This window comes from Bacillus sp. OTU530 (assembly GCF_038440375.1).
Genome location: NZ_JASATP010000024.1, coordinates 42495 through 60956, shown reverse-complemented (window position 1 = coordinate 60956; position 18462 = coordinate 42495). Strand labels below are relative to the sequence as shown.

Below are 18462 nucleotides of genomic sequence, written 5' to 3'. Positions count from 1 at the left end.
CTTAACATATAACAAAAGTATGTTTTATTTGTTGATTTTTATCCTATCACTGTAAATATTGAACTAGCAATACTTTCACTGATAGGAAAATATATAATATTGATTAAAAAAGCCTATCAATAAGAAAGGCTTTCTAAACCAAATTAACTATTGTTCATATTTTCATTGTAAATTTGATCAATAAAGAAAATTTGCCGATTGACGAACCCTGCCTTTGAGCGAAGACAGAGGCATAGTTGCACTTATACTTTATTCCTAAAATTTCTTCCTACGTCGAATGATCTCCCAGCCCGAAATTTATACCCTCTTAAAGCGTGGACATAAAACTTTGCTTCTCAAACTCTTTAACCGATAAAAGAATATCATTCCATAGCAAGGGATGTACAAAACCATTATTTAAGTGTGTCGCAAAAATATGCTGGTCTATTTTAATAATATGGGAAACATCTATTTCAATCAGATCTCCTCGGTCAAGCTCCTCCTTAATGCATAGGTATGGTAAAAACCCTATGCCCTGTTTGCTAAGAATAATAGATTTCGCTACTTCAAGATGGTCAACTAAAAATTCTATCCGTGGATCAACATTTGCCACTTCAAATAATTTATGGACCCGATTCCAGGTAAAAGCGCCGCATTCAAAAAACACCATGGGTTCACTGGCTAATTGCTGAACAGATAAATTCTCTTGAAATTGAAATGGATGTCCAGGATAAACAACCAATCGGACAGAATTGTCTAGAAGCTCATGCTGTTGGACTTCAGGATGAGAAACATCTTTCATAAAGGCAATATCCACTTTCTTCTGAAGAAGTTTATCAATCAATACGTCGTTTGGCGCTGAAATAAATTTAAAGCGCAGTTGAGGATTTGCTTGCTTCCAAAAAGGAAGGGCAAATGGAATAAAATATTGTGATGTAATAGTATTAGCCCCAATGACAATTTCCTCCGGATTATCCCCTTTTTTCAATAGTTTTTTTCCCTGCTGATATGTCCGTATAATTTGCTCTGCGTAAGGGATAAAAGCTTTCCCTTCCTCGGTTAACGTCACACTTCTCGCCTTTCGCAAAAATAATTCGATGCCAAGATCACGTTCTAACGTTTTAATTCTCGCTGTAACGGTTGGCTGAGATAAATATAAAGCTTCAGCTGCTTTATGAATACTTTCCAAATGAACCACATACATGAAAGCCTCAAGATGATCAATATTCATTTTCCCAACCCCTCTTTGATGTACATATAAGATTCTGTTATCCATTTAAAAATCGAAAAGATATCCTTCAATTTCTTTTTGCAAGTTTAAATCAATCTTTCACACCGGACTCTCCATCTTTCCTTTTCAGTTCTTTACAAACAAAAAGGCCCTCAGTTTCAGATGAAATTCACCTTGAAAATTGAGAGCCTCTAGTGATCCAGTTGGCATATTTTTTTCTAAAACATGTATCTCGCATATACTACAATCCCCCTTTAGTATATAACGAAAAATGTCAGTAACCCTCGATGAAGCATTCATCTTGAAGCTTGTACGACCCTTGTACTTGTTGGTTTACTTTTAGGAGCAAAGCGTTTCTTTTCTGTACTATCAACTTGTATAACCTGGCCTTCATGGATGGTTATGACCAACGAACCATATTTAATATCCTGTAACATCCCTACAATATAATCAATCTTTTCTTGGTCTATAGTCGCCATTTATAAATTCCCCCTCCTCAGTACCCAAGAAGTTAAATTCTACTCGAATACTTGGTTTTAAATTTTAAAAAAGATTTTACTACATCAAATTGCTTTGAGACCCTATCCAAATAAACTAGGTTATATTTTCTTACTTTACCTACTTGTTTACTATACATTAAAGCTATTGATTAACAATATATATCTTAATAAAACAGTTGTCAATGATCTTTTGGAAATATTTTGTTAAATTCATCCATTAAAACATACTTGACTCATCGGAATAGTTAGTATATTATTATGTTACTTTATAGCTGATTGGTCTACCAAAGGCGCCTAACTCTTTTGAGAATAGGTGCCTTATTTATTTACTAAAAAGTAGGGAATGAAAAGAACTGAAAGGAGATTTTATATGTTAGAAAGATATCCTATATTATCAGGGGCAGAATCTTTTTTCTTTAAAGGCAATCATATTGGTATCTTGATTTCTCACGGATTTATTGGAACCCCCCAAAGTGTCCAGTTTTTAGGAGAGTATATTGCATCTCAAGGTTACACCGTATATGCAGTAAGATTAAAGGGGCATGGCACGCATTATGAAGATATGGAAAGATGCACCTACCATGATTGGATTCAAAGTCTAGAAGAAGGATATCGTTTTTTACAACAGCATTGCCAAGACATCTTCATCCTCGGTCAATCTATGGGTGGCACATTAACTATGCAGCTTGCTAGTAAATACCCTAAGCTCAAAGGCGTTATGCTAATCAATGCAGCAATGACAACAATTCCTGTAATGGAAGAATTTAAACATAAACAAGAACCCCGGTTTATCGATGAAGGGGCGCCAGATATTAAAGCAGATGATGTATTTGAAATCACATATACAAAAGCACCCATCCGATCTATTCAGCAATTATTAGCTTTAATGGATGATACACGCAGAAAGCTTACAAGCGTTACATGCCCGACACTGGCGTTTCGATCAGAGGATGACCATGTGGTTCCCCCTGAAAACACGGATTATATACTAGCTCATATTCACTCTGGCATTAAAGAAACCATTACACTATATAATTCCTATCATGTTGCTTCGATGGATTATGAAAAGAAATTCATTGCCGAACAATGCTGCTTATTTATTGAAAAATATGCTAGAAAGCAAAGAAGAGCGGAAATATCCTAATCTTGACTCGTTCATAAGGAAAACTCGCCGACTAGCGAGCCCTGCACTTGGGCGAAGACAGAGACGTAGCCCTACTTATACTGTATTCCTAAAATTTCCGACTACGTCGAATCTACTTCTAGCTGGAAATTTATACGTTCTTACAGTGTAAAAATTACTCCCTTTTATATGAGTTTGTTTGAACAACACTGACATTATTAACGTTTAGATAAACACCACTCATACATCAAATGAAGTTATGAATGTGCTTAAAAATAAGTAGCGTAAAATCAATAAGATAATAAAACCTTGTACCTCTAATTCACAGTTAATCCATATGAATAATTTGCATTATGATAGTTAATTAGTTATTGCGGTTAATCATTTACAATCTACCCAATATTACTTTGTATCTCAATATGCCCAATTTGATAGGAGCCGTTTGCTGTTTCTAGGTAACTCCCAAAAATGAATACGGAGATTGGAGGTGCTATAGAATGGGAAATTTACTTCGACATGCTGTTGAGAAGAAAAAACAATACTTAATTGATCAGTTGATCTCACTAGGTTTTTATCAAAAAGATAGCCAATATCTTTTTGAGTGGACATTAAGTGATCTTGAAAAGGAATATAGGCTTTTAAAAATTAAGATAAAGCATCCTTCCTCCTAAAATTACAACTATACGACTATAACAATCCGAGTTTTAGAGACAAAAAGACTGCAAAGCGATTCTTCAAGAAGGCTTTGCAGTCTTTTTGTCTCTTGTTTTGTTTAGATAAAAATCAATGTGGTATTCCCTTCAGAATCCACTGCACAATACAACTACATCTATTGAGCTGTTACTTTGATTAGAGTAGTAATATGGGTTTGTCCAAGTTTAAGAGATTTTTTGTACCAAAATCTAATTAAGTGTTATTAAAGGTAAGAGCCTATTCAATAGATTTACACGACTATCTATGGCAGGATTGCTTATATACCATATACTATAATGAATTCATTAAAAAGGAGTGAAAATAATGCTACCTAAAGTATCTGCAAATGTACATTTAGCCTTGATAAATACAAGGCAGGCCATTCGCTTTGCCAAGAGTGCCTTAAATATCTTTCAACAGCTTAACCCATCTAATCCAGTTAAAATAGCACTATATGAAGCAGCTGTTGATAGCCTCACAACTGCTTTTATTACCCTTCAAACCTTCCCGACTGATCCTACTCTTCCTAACGATCCTACCATTCCCCCTAATGCTGTCTTTCCCCCTCTTGAAGAGAACCAACTGATTATTAAATTATCAGAAAGCCAAATCGTACTGGCCATGGAAAAAACAAACGATGCCATCAAATACCTTGAAGTAGCCCTATTGCTACTTCGTGTTAGAGAAAGTGATATTCTCCATCCCCTTTCTTTAGCTAGACACGATTTAGCAGCCACACAAGACGTACTCATTACAGTTCTAGAACCTTAAGAGTCAATACATGTATCAGCTCATTATCTTTATATCTTAGTGAGTATTATAATTAAATAGAAGTTTGTCTTGCGTATCTTTCAACATATTAAGGTGTAAATTATCCTACAGTTATTTATTTCACAAAGAACGTCTCTAGCCATCGTATCCCATCTTCCTCACTGTTATCAGGAACAGTTTTGGTATAGTTGATACTTTCTCTCTATGTTAGAAAGGAGGAGAAAGTCCCCCTTTCTAACAGTATTTAAATTGCAGCGTTGTTAATTAACACATCGATTCGACTAAATTCTCTTACTGTTTGTTGAACCATTAACTAGCAAGTAACTTTACAATCACTCTTGTTCCCTTATCAGGCTTGCTACAAACCTCAATCGTTCCGTTGTGAACCTCTACAATCCATTTACATAAAGACAATCCCAATCCAGTTCCTCCCTGACTTCGTGATCGAGAATCGTCTACGCGATAAAAACGCTGAAAAATAAACGGCAGGTGTTCCTCTGGAATGCCAATTCCGTGATCAATTACTTCAATATAAGTAAACCCCTCTTTACCCCACGCTTTAATTCCTACTGTTCCACCCTCTGGGGTGTACTTAATTGCATTTTCCAGTAAGTTAATAAATAATCTTCGCAGGAGGTCTTCATCCCCGTATAAAAGGAATGGATCAGGTATTTGGATATGCAATTCAATCTGTTTGTTCATGACTAATGATAATACATGATTCCTTACATATTGGAATAATAACATTCCGTCTACAGTTTTTCGATCTATCTGATTTGAGGTGGAGGTATTTCTCGATACATATAAGAATTTTTCTACCATATCAGATAAATAGATGACCTCTTCCAAAACGGTATGTAGAACACGTTTATATTCCGCTGCAGACCTGTTTCGATTTAAACCAACTTCCAATTCTCCTCGCATAATCGTTAAGGAAGTACGAAGTTCATGAGACACATCGGAAGTAAACTGCTGGATTTGAGTAAAAGAGTCTTCTAGTCTGTCAATCATGCCATTAAGCGTTTTAGATAAGTTCTGCAATTCATCTTCTGGACCCTCAATTGGAAGCCGTTCATGTAAACTGGTTGCCGTAATAGTATTTGTTGTATTAATGATTCTATGAATCGGCTGCAGTGTTTTTTTCGAAATCAACCACCCCATCATGATTGATATTCCTAGGAATCCAAAATTGCAGATGATAATAATGTTCCGCAGCTGATCAATGGCGAAATGCCGTATCCTGTCATTTGTAGCAACTGTAATTTTGTAAGTGAATTTATTTTGTGATTTCAGCTGCATGGACATCGCACGAAGCGGTACTCCATTTAGCACAGGATCCCAGCTGAAGGTATTCTCGTCCATCCTCTTTAAAGTTGTTTTGGAATCCTTGATGTGTTGACCGTACAAATTATGAGATCCTGCAATGATTTGCCCTCGTTCATTTTCAACTTGCCAATAGATTTCATCTTGGTTTACCCTTTTAAAACTTGGCAATAAGTTGATGCGATGTTCAATCTTAGAATACGAATCTCCTTCCTCCAAAGAATAGGCAATCAAACCAAGCTCTCGAGTTAGCACCGAATCAACCTTTCTGGTTAACATATCAGAAAATGTAATATATAAGAATCCGCTAAATAAGAATAAGATGATTATAGACATAATGGTATGCCAAATCGTAATTCTCCATCCGATGCTTTGTAAAAATTTCATGATCGTTTATTCTTCTCCTTTGATGATATAACCAACACTGTAAACCGTTTGTATGAGTTTTACATCAAAGTTTCTATCAATTTTGTTTCGTAAATGATTAATATAAACATCTACCACATTCGTTCCTACGTTATAAGCATCCATCCACACACGTTCTAGAATTAAAGTTCGAGACAAAACCTTACCGGCATTTCTCATCATAAATTCCAAAATTGCATATTCCTTATTGGAAAGAAATATATGGATTCCTCCTCGGGTCACCTCTCTCGTAGCAGGATTCAACGTCAGATCCGCTACTTGCAAAAGAGGTGATGCCATGCCTTGATTTCGTCTTAACAGACTCCGTATACGTGCTAATAGCTCCGTAAAAGCAAAAGGCTTTGTCATATAATCATCTGCTCCTAAATCAAGTCCCCCTACCTTATCTACCACGGAATCTTTGGCACTGAGGATAAGGATAGGAACATTTTCTCCATTCAACCTTAATTCCTTAATCAATCGAAGCCCGTTTTTCTTCGGAATCATAAGGTCAACAATGATAAGATCATACTCTTCCGCATAAGCGAGCTCAGAAGCCTCTTCACCATCGTTCGCTACATCTACAACATAATGGTGCTCTCTTAACCCTTGCGATATAAAACGAGCCACTCTTATCTCATCTTCAACCAATAACAAGCGCATTCCATTTCCTCCATCAAATTATTTAACAAGGTGAAAATGATTATCATTCTCCTAAAATATATAATCATATCTTAGATTAACCCTCTTATTCTGGTCAATCGGGTAATAGTTTCCATAAAGAAAACTCGCCGATTGGCGAGCCTTGCTCTTAGGTGAAGACAGAGGCATAGTTGCACTTACACTGTATTTCTAGAATTTACGACTACATCGAATTCACTTCTCGCTGAAAATTTATACTTTCCTACAGTGTAAAAAAACTCGCCGATTGGCGAGCCCTGCTCTTGGGCGAAGACAGAGGCATAGTTGCACTTACACTATATTCCTAGAATTTACGACCACGTCAAATTGAATCCTAGCCAGAAGAAATTTATACTTCCTTACAGTGTGGAAAAATACAAGAAACCCCTCTTCTTCAGGCAATATTATTATTCCCTCATTGAAATCTATTACCGATACTAGTAATACCCAACTTAATAGTTCATCTCATCCTATTTTGCTTCTAGAAACTGAATTAACAATACTTATTTTTCTCTTTTTTTTAGTTTTAGCAAGAACATTTAAAAGCTAGATCCAAAAATCCTAATCATCATAAGGAAGACGCTCCATGAACATCACAGTAAAAAATTAATACTTTTTAATTTTTCCTTAAATATTTTTTAATTTTTTTTTTGTAATATAACGGCATTGTCCTAATAATCGATAATGATTATCATTACTAGATTCACGTCATTCTATACTATTTAGGAGGGATTTATCATGCAAAAAGTTGTTAAAGCAGCAGTACATGCTGCAGACAGAAATACACTCGAAAAACATGTATTTCAGTATTTAGTTGTTTTAATGCGTATTCTATTTGGGATAGGTTGGCTGTTAGCGGGAGTAACGAAAATGTTAGGTAAAGGAGGTTCCACTGGACATTCATGGTTTGCTCAACCAGGAGTATTTCTTCATGATTATCTAATAAAAGCATTAGATAAACCCAATGTACCAGATTTTTATAAACTTTTTATTGAAGAGGTTGCCATTAAGCAAGTTTGGGTTCTAAATTATGCGATTCCCATCACTCAGGTGTTGATTGGTTTGTTTCTTATCCTAGGGTTTATGACACTTCCATCTATTCTGACTTGTCTCTTTATGCATATTAACTTTCTTTTCTCAGGTAATATAAATTTACTAAGTATCGTTCTTTATACAAGCGCATTCGGCTTATTACTAAGTGGAAAACAAACCTATATGTTAAGCTTAGATCAATATTTTAAATTAGATCATCTATTTAACTGGCATATTAATAAAACTAAAAATCCCACTAGTAATACATTAAAAGAAAATTTTTCTCAAAATGATCTTAAGAGACTTCTACAGGACAGCATTAACGAAATTTCCAATTCCGTTGAAAGGGCTCATATATCTCAAAATGAGCGAATTGAACAATTTATCACTTATATTCAAGAAACTCACTATGGTGAAAATAGTCGTTCTGACAAAAAAATCATATAAGGTTATGAATGCATTAAGAATAAGATTACTGTTACAACCCCTTAGACTATTTTTTATAGGGCTATGTGAATAAAACACAGTAATATTCAATGCGAAAATTAACCCACTACTAATTCGTAATAATTACTATCTGGAGGTATACCTTGTGAAAAAGCTCTTCTTATTTTTGACATCATTATTGATTCTAGTACTATCGGCTGCTTGCACCAATCAGAAGGAACAGGTTTCTGGACACCATGCAGAGGCCGGAGAAGATGTAATGATTGGTCAGGTAGTTAAAAATGGGATGGAAATTCATGCCGTTTACCTGCCTCATGCAGTTAAAGTAGCACCTGTTGAACGTGGAGGAAAAGAAGGAAATATTCATTTAGAAGCTGACATTCATGCAACAAAGGACAATTCCTTTGGATTTCCTGAAGGTGCTTGGATTCCGTATCTAACAATTAATTATAAGATTCGCAATCTTGATACACATGAAGATGTAGCAGAAGGACAATTGTATCAAATGGTAGCAGGTGACCCGCATTATGCTTCTAATGTGTTATTACCTGAAGCGGGAAATTATGAATTAACGTTCCAAATCAGTCAACCTGATTTAGCTCGTCACGCTGAAGATGTGAAGGAATTCTATGAACCCATGACGTTAAAATGGAAATTTAAGTATGATGGAGCTAAAAAATAAACAAAAAGTTTTAAAGAAAACTCGCCGATTGGCGAGCTCTGCTCTTGGGCGAAGACAGAGGCGTAGTTGCACTTACTTTCCAGCTACGTCGGATTCGCTTATAGCTGAAGATTTCTACTTTCTTACATTATAAAAAATTACAGAGGGGACATTCCCCTCTTGCTTTAAAGAATTAAAGGTATTTAACAGGTTTTACGAACATTCAGCTCCACCTATTCATTGGGCTGTGCCTATCTCATTCCTTGAGACAGGAGACTTCTTTTCGGAAAATTTGTTAAAAAAACTCATCCATGAGTTGATAATAAAAGATTTTTAATTCGTCTAGCTCCGTAACACCGTATGTCTTAAGAAAAAGGGGAATCTGATTCTCACCAAAATTATATGCAATACTTCGAATTACTAATGCCAAATCTTGATACCTATCAGAAATTCCTGCTCTCCCCCAATCTATAAAACCACTCACCTTACCTTCTTTAATAATAATATTTGATAAGCAATAGTCACCATGAGTAAAGACCAAATCTTCATTTGTAGGTCTCTTTGAAATGAGTTCATCAAAGAGATCCTTTGCTTTTATGCCTATTCTCACGCTATCAAAATCACCTTCATCAACAAGCCCATTTTCGACCCTTTTTCTTGCTTCTTCAATTTTAACATCCAAATTTTCAATAAAAGGGCAACCTTCAATGCTCAAACTATGTATTTTTTTAAGACCTGTTGCCAATTGCTCTATTAAAAGAGGTAAATTTGTTTCATATGCTTTATCGGAAGCGTTAATCCCTGTTATTTCTGTTGTTAATAAGTATTCGTTTGCTTCATCTTTGTTGTAATATAGAACCTTTGGCACAGACAATCTTCCTTGTAACCACTCTAATCGTTCTTTTTCCTCATATAAGTTTTCAATAAAATGATTGGGTTGTATTTTAAGGTACTGATTGCAAATAGGTCCCTTTAACAAAAATGTCATAGCGTCTGATCGACCAATTGTAATTCTCTCCCAAGAATAACCATCTATCAATTCTGCTAAGTCGTGCGGAACTTCTTTCATCCATTTCACCACTTTCATAAGCTTGCTCTTTTATAATACATTGTTTCTTCGAATCATTTTGCAAGTCCTTCTTTAACCAAACAGCCGCTTTAGCTGAATAAGTATTATACAAATTATTCTTTTTTTTGTTCTTGGGTATCCTTTACTTCTTAAATTGGTGGACATGGGTTCTGGCGGCAAAACTAGGAAACGAAAAAAGCCCCGATTTGGGACTTTTGGTCGATATACGTTAAGTTATCGGCGAAGATGGGTCACTATTCGATTGATCTCCATTAGTATGAGCTTGTATTAGCACTACTCGGTCTATGACTATTTTAGCGATTACAGCCATTACAACCAAACTGATACATGACCAATGTGCATTCCAAGATTTTTCTAAATAAATGCCCACTATTTTGAGAAAAAATAATGCAACATAGGATGTAAAAACCGAAAAAAGTCCTAATGCTATCAGAAAAGGTTTCCATTTTGAATATCGCTGATAAATGATACTTAATGCCATTGGAATAATGAAAAGATTAGCTACTAGCATTGAAGGAATTATACCAGGTTGAAGTTGAATTCTGTAATCATACCAATCCAAAGCAGTTGCAACTTCATCAATGTACTTATTTAGTATGAATATGATTCCAAAGTAAGCTATGGTTTGCACGAGCTTTTCTTTCTTGATCAATATAATAAATAGGATCGATACTACGATGCACAGCCCAAGGAGCATCCACCATTGCCATGTGAACAAAGAATGCTTTGTCCATATTTCCCACCTTAGATCGGTCAGCTGATTGGATATCTTATCAATTTTCTTCCCTAACTCATTCACCCTGAATACCCCCAATGAACCCACTTCAATTGAATAGTATTATTTTCCCCAAATTTGAACAACATTATTATCAAGATAAGTATTGGTTCCTATACAAGCCGAACCGCCAGATTATCTATCCATAGAATTTGAATCAGAGCATTATTCTAAAATTTTAATTTCTAAGTTTTTGTAGCTTTTTGTTTTTTTATGTAGTTTCTATTATAAATTAAAGATACGATTTTTATTAAAGAATGAAAGCGCTTAATTAAACAAATTTATTGTCAGTCAATAGGAGGAATTCTGATGAAGAAACTAACAACAAAGAAAAAAGTGGCCCTTACCACACTAGCATTAATGTCTTCTGGAATTATAGCTATCTCAGCAAATAGTACTTATGCATCAAATCCTGTTGAAGCTAAGTCGGCTACAACATCTAATGCAAAAGATTCTAGTAAGAAAAAGGCCCCTGAAATTAAAATTTTAGCAACAGGTGGTACCATCGCCGGAACTGGCTCTACTTCGACTCAAACCACCGGCTATCGGGCTGGGGTCTTAACTCCAGATCAATTGTTAGAAGCGGTTCCGTCACTAAAGGAGATTGCTAACATCTCCACTGAGCAGGTAGCAAGCATCGATTCTGGTACAGCTAATACCAACGCTGTGATGGTCAAGCTGGCAAAGGAGGTCCAAAAAACATTGGATGATCCAAATTGTGACGGTGTTGTCATTACTCACGGTACGGACACCATGGAGGAGACCGCTTACTTCCTCAACCTTACTGTTCATTCTGACAAACCAATTGTCATGGTCGGTTCAATGCGTCCTTCTACAGCACTTTCTGCTGACGGTCCGTTAAACCTGTATAACGCTGTAGCACTTGCTGGTTCTAAAGAAGCTCGTGACAAGGGCGTCTTGATCTCTATGAATGGCAAAATTGGAAATGCTCGCGACACCTTTAAAACGAGTACAACCGATGTTGATGCTTTTAATAATCCAGAAATCGGTATCCTAGGGTATATGCAAGATGGTAAACCATACTTCTACAACCTGCCGACTAAAAAGCATACCACAGAATCCGAGTTTGACATTCGCAATATTACTGAAGATAAGCTTCCGCGTGTTGATATTGTTTATTCGCATGCCAATGATGATCGAGTCTTGGTTGATGCTGTGGTTGCAGCGGGAGCAAAGGGGATTATTCACGCTGGTACGGGTAATGGTTCCGTCCACGAAAACACACTTCCGGGTCTACAAGATGCTGTGAAGAAGGATGTTGTTGTTGTTCGTGACACTCGTGTACCGGAAGGTATGGTCACTCATGAACAAATAGACACAGATAATGAGTTCGTCAATTCTAGCAACATTAATCCTCAAAAAGCTCGTATCTTATTGATGTTAGCACTCACTCAAACTAAAGATCCAAATAAAATTCAAGAGTATTTCAATGAATACTAAGGATCGGCTATCGGCAGTGGTTCTGGTGCAAACACTTCAGAAGAGAGATTAAAGAGGTAAAACATTCCCTATTGGAATCTATTCGATGTCGGAAGACCAAATAGTTGCTGAATAAGGTTCATTTGATTTCGGACAGACTTCTCCCTTGGAGAGTTTGTCCTTTTTGCATCATATTTGATGGCATGAATATAGACCAAACTCGTATAAAGCGGGGTACTCTCCGTTTTGCCAAACCAAATACGCGAATATACTCATGCATACTTCACCAAGAGCTTTTTATCTTAGTTCTTAACCCGTTGACATACTATCATAAAATAGATGAGAATAAGAGTTGATTCACTTACTAGAGGGAAAGATTATAGCCCCTACTCGTTGTAGACCGAAAGTCAAATAGTCACAGCAGGGGCTAGTAGGATTGAAGAATAATCTTAGGAATATCTGTTTACTCCACCGAGCTGTTGCTCAGCCAATGCTACCAAACGCTTTGTAATTTCTCCACCCACAGACCCGTTCGCACGTGAAGTTGTCTCAGCACCGAGTGTGATACCAAATTCCTGTGCAATTTCGTATTTCATTTGGTCAAGAGCTGCTTCTGCATTTGCTACTAGTACTTCATTGTTATTGCTTCTGCGTGCCATAATATATCACCTCCATTTGTAATTGTAGCATTCACAAACATTTCAATATTTATGTATTATTTAAAATAAAATTTGTTTTATAACTTATATATTTTTCAAACTGGAAATAACACAGCAAATGAAATTACAAAAATAAATACTGGCCCTCCCCTCTAGAAAGCCAGTATTTTTGCATTCTGTTTGACGTATTTATAACTCTCTTTGCTTTATGACAGTTTCACCATTTTCTCCGAGAGTGTTTACTCTTATTATGTTGAATCTGAACGTGTAATTCCTGCATAAAGTGTTCCTGTTCTTGTTCCCAAATCGTAATTGCTTCCTCTTCTGATAGGTGCTGCATAAGTTTTCTAACTACTGCATCCCTGATAAACCAATCTGGGAGCAACTCACTACTGCGGGCATATTCTGCCTGTATATGTTTTAAAGCCTGATACACTTCTAGGTTTTGAGGAGAAGGATTGGGCGGACTCTGCTGAGAGACATCCTCAGCTACTTTATTTTGCAGAATACGCGTAATATAACCTATTGGATTTTCAATTCCTGTTTGAAAACGGAACTCCTCTAATACCTGCAAAACAGTATCTTCCCCATACTTGCTCCACTGTCTCAAAGTCTGATCCTGCAGAATAAACCCTTGCTGCATCGCCACACGTTTTGCCCGTTCAGAGAATGTGTTTGCCGCTTGAAATTCAGATAAACGTTCCTCAAATATACGAGTAGGTTTCTCTCCAGATGTACGACCACGAATAATAAACTTAACTCGATCTACCTTTCTTCCTGTTTTGTATTCTGCAATATCAAACTGAATATCTGTTTTATCCTTCAATTCATTTTGTGCCGGTACTAAAATGCGTTGCTTGAAATTTCCATAGGCCGGATAGATATCATCCGCCCCCAATATGTTCCGCAAATCATCCAGTGTAAACATCCGCTCCCGAATTTTCTCATATTGCTTGAGCAGCTCATATAAACGAATCGCATAGGAGCTTTTTAATTTCACGACATTTTCGAGCCGGTAACTTGTGAAGTTCTTTTTTAATTCTAACAAAAATGGTCGAAGAAATGGGTCAAACCGAACGTCTATCGTCCCTTCTTGTTCGTTATAACTGACATATGAAAGCCAGGCTACCTGCACAACCTTGTTATTGACACGTACTTCAAAAACCTTACGCATTAATTCTTTAGTAATTTTCCGTAATTCTGTGTATTTGGGTGATCCTTTTAATCCAATCAGTTTATGGAATTCTTTAACGGGAAACGTATAGGTCTTAAAGTCCGAATCATTGGGTTGAATGTTACTCGCCACACAAAGAATGATCTTTTGTTCAACTAGTCCGAGTCGATAATTCGCCTCAATTAATAAATTGGATTTCGTTACAAGATTCTTCACGTCCATAACAGTAGAGATTGTTGCAGCATCCATGGGCACCATCCTTTCTTACCCCGCTGTGATACTACCACAAGTATAACTACTTCAAAGACATGTTATACTTATACATCCAAAAATAACCAGAATTAAGACTAGAAATGCAATGCACCATTTTTGTTATAGATACATACGAAACGAGGACGGAAAAAGAAGGAAAAATGGGATAGCGATAGAGGTCAAACCAAAAATGTTATAATTCGCAGCAGCACCTCCCCCATCAGCACCATTTTTGTTAGAATTCAAACCATTTTTGTTATACTTAACTGAAAACTGGAGGCTTTTGCACCATTTTTGTTAGACCTTCACCATTTTTGTTATACATACACCAGTTATGTTATAGATACATCAAAAATGTTACAGTTTAAACCATTCTTGTTATAGACGCCGAACCAAGTCTGTTAGAGAAAGCACCAACTTTGTTATAGCTGACACCAATTTTGTTATCCTTCACACCATTTTTGTTATAGAATGTGCGAAAAAGCCTTGCCAGTATTGAACACTTGGCAACCGAAAACAAAAAAACAAGTGAAAACAATTAAAACAAAAATAAAGAAGAAAACAGTTAAACATAAAAGGTGGAAATGATACACAAAAAAGCCCCATTAACTCCTCTTACAGAATTAATAGGGCTCTATGTACTACTCTTCTTTTTCCAATAACCTTTTATATCGATTTACTATCATCGTTTTTATCAATATGGAGGAACCGTATAACATAATCAGTACAACAGGTACTCTAATATTAGCTGGTGAGGAGGAGAATAAAAAAGCACTGATACTTAAAGCAAGCACAATAAATCCGCTAATAGTTTGTTTCTTCTTTGTTCTTTCTCCTTCTAGATTATATAAACAGGATTCGATAAACTTTTGTTTCATACCTTCACTCCTTTCCTATTTCCTGCATACATCACAATGAGATCCACAATTTTGGGGCCACTAACGTTATAACCAAAATAAACATAGATCTATACTTTAAGCTTGTTCCTCACTTTGCATATTTTGGATGATCAGACTTCTTATGCAGCATACATAAAAAAGATAGTATGTACTACTCTTAGATTTCATCTAGAAAACAATTCCCTAAAGAGCATCGTGCATTCTCTATGTTGTATATACAAATGAATTTTTAGATTGGTTTTATAATCGAGCGAAATAATGAATTGTATTCAACTTCCTCTTTCGCATAATTCCTTCTTAAATATAGAAAAATAAGAGAAAGAAAAGGGGTGCATTATGAAGGAAAAAAAAGAACCGCAATTCAGAAGTGGTGAGCTAGCAAAAAACGAGCTGAAAGGACATTACGGAATGGACCCCGAAGTCAGCCTCCAGTCTGTTAATTTTGCTACGACAGAAAACCCATACTTAAATGAGCATTACCAAGAAGATTCCAAAGAAAATTAAAGAAAACTCGCCGAGTGGCGAGCCGTTAGGCGAAGACAGAGGCGTAGTTGCACTTATACTGTATTCCTAAAATTTCCGACTACGTCGAATTTGCTTCTAGCTGGAAATTTATACTTTCTTGCAGTGGAATAAAGAGCGGGAACACCCGCTCTTTTTACCCTTTATTCGTTAGCTTAGTTAAATATCTTTGTTAACTTTAGCCAAAGAAATTAGACCTCAATCGAGCAAATTTGTCCCCTTCCCTTTCAGAAGAAAAAATGATCTAAAAAAGAAAAATCATGGATTATAAGGATTGTATAATAATTCTTCATGATGTATATTTATTACAGATTAACTAAAGTTATATAGTTTTAATTTAACATAACAAGTAATATATTAATAACACTTCAGGGGGATTTCCTATGCTCATTCGAAAAGCAGTTATGAGTGATACAGAAAGTATCTATAAATTAATATCAGAGTATGCTAAAGAAGGAAAACTTTTAGCGAGAACTTATGCCTCCATCTATGAAGATCTGCAAAGTTTCGTTGTGGCTGTTTTAAATAACGAAGTGGTTGGGATTTCCAGCTTGACAATCCTTGACCGGAATTTAGCAGAGGTAAGATCATTAGCTGTCAACCCTGCTTATGTCGGAAAAGGGATCGGAAAAGCACTGGTAAAGCAAATCATTAAAGAAACAGGAAACTTGGAAATTACTAAGCTAATTTCCTTAACGTATCAAATTGAATTTTTTTCAAAGTTAGGGTTTAATCAGGTGGATAAAAATGAATTACCTCAAAAAATGTGGAAAGATTGCATAACCTGCCCTAAACTGCATTCTTGTGATGAAACCGCGATGTTAATGAATGTTTTACCTTAGGGTATCCCTAAATGCTTCTGTTTTGAGGTGCATTTTTAAAGAAAACTCGCCGATTGGCGAAGGTAGAGGCATAGTTGCACTTACACCGTATTCCTAAAATTTCCTACAGTGCAAGATAGAGTGAATCTTGTATATGCCTAAAACATAAATGCGGTGCTTCCCCTGCTAAAGGAAAGCACCAGGTTGTTGAAGAAAAAATGTACTCATGACACATTGTAGTGCTACTGTAAAGTTTTATTAAGATATTAACTTTATCTCTTCTAGGCTATTTGTATATTCCCATACAGGGGTAATTTCTGTAATAACTTCATCTTTAAATAGGTGTTTTAACTCATTTTTCTTTTGTTTAGCCACTGTTAATTGCTGAATATCAGAAAAGAAAATAAGAGATTGATTTTTAATTTGCTTGTCTCCTCTGGATGTCGGGTTATGCAAATCAAAAAACAATTCTAGTAATTCATTATAAGATACTTTCCAAGGATTAAACCATATCTCTACTATGTCTACATTTTTCCCTTTTAGATGTCCTGTTTGAATATATTCAATACCACGAAAACTTGTAATAAAAGCTTGTTGACTAAAAAATTCACTTGCACCAAATACTGCTCTCTCCATTTTGTTTCGCTCCTTTGAGCGATAAGCCTTCTTTCTCCATTAAAAAACCTCTCTTTAATCTAAAGAGAGGTTAGTATGATTACATACATTCCTCTCATCTTTCAAAGGTTAAACCTTTGCAGGAATTAGCACCGTTCAAGTAATATTTTAACTTGATGGTTGCCGGGTTTCATAGGGCCTGTCCCTCTACCACTCTGGATAAGAAGTTTATCGCTATTTATTTTTTAACTATTTGTTGCTACTAACGATATCATCTATTTATCTAAAATTCAAGTAATATTTTTAGAAAACTCGTCGAATTGGCTTCCAACTAGAAATTTATACCTTCTTACAGTTTAAAAAATAAAACCCTGGATCTAGTGACTTTATTTCAAAGTCACACTTAATGGCACTATTACTATTTTCACTTCTATGTTACCTATGTAAAATAAATGGTCCCTTATAGAAAAATTGGTTACATAATCATCTCATTTCCATAACATTCCTTATATTACACTTTTTCTTTGTTATTCTATAACTCAGCAACACCCCCTTATCCAAAAAAGAGAAGGAGCGTGTTAATCCTATGAGAAAACTTAATAGCAAAATTAGGACAAGCTGCCCAAAAGCACAGATATTCATTACGCCAACACTAACTCTGATGCAAAAATAATTTAGTAGAAACATAAAATAATAATGCCTATGAGCTTTGCGATTACGTATGATTCACTTTCTAATTTCCAGAGTATATCAGAATAAGTAAACAGACCTTCGATTAAAAACGATTTAAGGAGATGAAAAAAATGAAAGCTCCCGTTTTTGAAAAGAGACCATTTGCTAGGATACACTCAATTTTGACAAGTCAAGGATTTACGAAGATTGGCTGGAATCAATCGATAAAGTATAGAGTGAAATTACGTGATTGTTCCACTGAATCCATTTATTGGTTAGAGATTCCTGTTGATCAATACCCACAGGAGCCAAATCAGGCCAAACTTGGAAAACCATCCTTGCTTGGAGAAGAAAGGATTCCACAATCCATTAGGGAAGCCACGGCAAGTAAGCTATATGAAATTGCTGATTATTTGAAAAGTTCAATAAAGGAAAAAGAGAGCCATAGCTTGAACCAAACGGACCATAATGGTTCGATGGCTCAGAATGAGGAAGAGATCAAACGGCTTGGGAAGGAAATGGAGTCAATGCAAACGTATACAGAATTGTACGAAAATGGCTGGATTCCTGACCCTATCCAGTATGAAGGCAAAAAATGAACATTCTAAAATACCAGTCATGGATTGCAGACAAAAACCGGCAGGCCTATTCAGGCCTTGCCGGTTTTGAACAGCCTGCTCTCATTATCTTTTGAATC

Annotated in this window: 19 protein-coding genes and 1 riboswitch; of the genes, 9 read left to right on the top strand and 10 right to left on the bottom strand. The window is 35.9% G+C overall.

Translation table 11 applies throughout. The features are described from left to right. Positions 1-307 precede the first annotated feature (307 nt). Together AAHB12_RS17960 and AAHB12_RS17955 are read right to left on the bottom strand one after the other, a co-directional pair. A complete protein-coding gene (locus tag AAHB12_RS17960; RefSeq protein ID WP_342046295.1) occupies positions 308-1210 on the bottom strand; it encodes a LysR family transcriptional regulator in 903 nt (300 codons plus the stop codon). Positions 1211-1506: 296 nt separating this feature from the next. Further along, a complete protein-coding gene (locus AAHB12_RS17955; protein WP_129728885.1) occupies positions 1507-1689 on the bottom strand; it encodes a YezD family protein in 183 nt (60 codons plus the stop codon). 391 nt (positions 1690-2080) lie between these two features. On the opposite strand from AAHB12_RS17955, the gene AAHB12_RS17950 reads away from it, so the two are divergent. From AAHB12_RS17950 to AAHB12_RS17940, 3 genes are all read left to right on the top strand, one after another. Beyond that, entirely contained in the window at positions 2081-2854 is a 774-nt protein-coding gene (locus tag AAHB12_RS17950) for an alpha/beta hydrolase (protein WP_129728884.1), read from the top strand. A 476-nt stretch (positions 2855-3330) separates the two neighbouring features. After that, a complete protein-coding gene (locus tag AAHB12_RS17945; protein ID WP_129728883.1) occupies positions 3331-3504 on the top strand; it encodes a Fur-regulated basic protein FbpA in 174 nt (57 codons plus the stop codon). A 346-nt stretch (positions 3505-3850) separates the two neighbouring features. Next, positions 3851-4297, top strand: a complete 447-nt coding sequence (locus AAHB12_RS17940; protein ID WP_342046294.1) for a hypothetical protein — start codon at positions 3851-3853, stop codon at positions 4295-4297. 309 nt (positions 4298-4606) lie between these two features. On the opposite strand, the gene AAHB12_RS17935 is transcribed toward AAHB12_RS17940, so the two are convergent. Then, complete coding sequence (locus AAHB12_RS17935) at positions 4607-6007, bottom strand: sensor histidine kinase (protein ID WP_342046293.1); 1401 nt, start codon at positions 6005-6007, stop codon at positions 4607-4609. Positions 6008-6013: 6 nt separating this feature from the next. Next, positions 6014-6688, bottom strand: coding sequence for a response regulator (locus AAHB12_RS17930; protein WP_129728880.1), 675 nt, complete (start codon positions 6686-6688; stop codon positions 6014-6016). 756 nt (positions 6689-7444) lie between these two features. On the opposite strand from AAHB12_RS17930, the gene AAHB12_RS17925 reads away from it, so the two are divergent. Both AAHB12_RS17925 and AAHB12_RS17920 read left to right on the top strand, forming a co-directional pair. Next, complete coding sequence (locus AAHB12_RS17925; protein WP_342046292.1) at positions 7445-8185, top strand: hypothetical protein; 741 nt, start codon at positions 7445-7447, stop codon at positions 8183-8185. A gap of 145 nt (positions 8186-8330) precedes the next feature. Beyond that, positions 8331-8867: an iron transporter gene (locus AAHB12_RS17920; RefSeq protein WP_342046291.1), complete on the top strand. Its 537-nt coding sequence runs from the start codon at positions 8331-8333 to the stop codon at positions 8865-8867. A 274-nt stretch (positions 8868-9141) separates the two neighbouring features. Here AAHB12_RS17920 and AAHB12_RS17915 read toward each other — a convergent pair whose 3' ends face one another. Next, a complete protein-coding gene (locus tag AAHB12_RS17915) occupies positions 9142-9933 on the bottom strand; it encodes an APH(3') family aminoglycoside O-phosphotransferase (protein ID WP_342046290.1) in 792 nt (263 codons plus the stop codon). A gap of 211 nt (positions 9934-10144) precedes the next feature. After that, a complete protein-coding gene (locus AAHB12_RS17910; protein WP_342046289.1) occupies positions 10145-10735 on the bottom strand; it encodes a CBO0543 family protein in 591 nt (196 codons plus the stop codon). A gap of 285 nt (positions 10736-11020) precedes the next feature. Between AAHB12_RS17910 and AAHB12_RS17905 the strand changes: the two genes are divergently transcribed. Beyond that, positions 11021-12172 (top strand): type II asparaginase, encoded by a 1152-nt coding sequence (locus AAHB12_RS17905; RefSeq protein ID WP_342046288.1) that lies wholly within the window; start codon positions 11021-11023, stop codon positions 12170-12172. Positions 12173-12600: 428 nt separating this feature from the next. Here the strand turns inward: AAHB12_RS17905 and AAHB12_RS17900 are convergent, their stop codons facing one another. From AAHB12_RS17900 to AAHB12_RS17890, 3 genes are all read right to left on the bottom strand, one after another. Beyond that, positions 12601-12810 carry an alpha/beta-type small acid-soluble spore protein gene (locus AAHB12_RS17900; RefSeq protein ID WP_129728876.1) on the bottom strand — a complete coding sequence of 70 codons (210 nt, stop codon included), beginning with the start codon at positions 12808-12810 and terminating at the stop codon, positions 12601-12603. Positions 12811-13027: 217 nt separating this feature from the next. Next, positions 13028-14233, bottom strand: coding sequence for a replication initiation protein (locus AAHB12_RS17895; protein ID WP_246040275.1), 1206 nt, complete (start codon positions 14231-14233; stop codon positions 13028-13030). Positions 14234-14877: 644 nt separating this feature from the next. Then, positions 14878-15114 carry a hypothetical protein gene (locus AAHB12_RS17890; RefSeq protein WP_129728875.1) on the bottom strand — a complete coding sequence of 79 codons (237 nt, stop codon included), beginning with the start codon at positions 15112-15114 and terminating at the stop codon, positions 14878-14880. A 357-nt stretch (positions 15115-15471) separates the two neighbouring features. Between AAHB12_RS17890 and AAHB12_RS17885 the strand changes: the two genes are divergently transcribed. Together AAHB12_RS17885 and AAHB12_RS17880 are read left to right on the top strand one after the other, a co-directional pair. Beyond that, positions 15472-15639: a hypothetical protein gene (locus AAHB12_RS17885; protein WP_165350819.1), complete on the top strand. Its 168-nt coding sequence runs from the start codon at positions 15472-15474 to the stop codon at positions 15637-15639. Positions 15640-16040: 401 nt separating this feature from the next. Then, positions 16041-16499, top strand: a complete 459-nt coding sequence (locus AAHB12_RS17880; protein WP_129728874.1) for an N-acetyltransferase — start codon at positions 16041-16043, stop codon at positions 16497-16499. 237 nt (positions 16500-16736) lie between these two features. Here the strand turns inward: AAHB12_RS17880 and AAHB12_RS17875 are convergent, their stop codons facing one another. Next, positions 16737-17114: a peptide-methionine (S)-S-oxide reductase gene (locus tag AAHB12_RS17875; RefSeq protein WP_129728873.1), complete on the bottom strand. Its 378-nt coding sequence runs from the start codon at positions 17112-17114 to the stop codon at positions 16737-16739. Between the two features lie 91 nt (positions 17115-17205). Next, a riboswitch (SAM riboswitch) is annotated at positions 17206-17319 on the bottom strand. A gap of 577 nt (positions 17320-17896) precedes the next feature. Between AAHB12_RS17875 and AAHB12_RS17870 the strand changes: the two genes are divergently transcribed. After that, the gene (locus AAHB12_RS17870) at positions 17897-18364 is read left to right on the top strand and encodes a hypothetical protein (RefSeq protein WP_342046287.1); all 468 of its coding nucleotides are present in this window, start codon (positions 17897-17899) and stop codon (positions 18362-18364) included. The last annotated feature ends 98 nt before the right edge of the window (positions 18365-18462 follow it).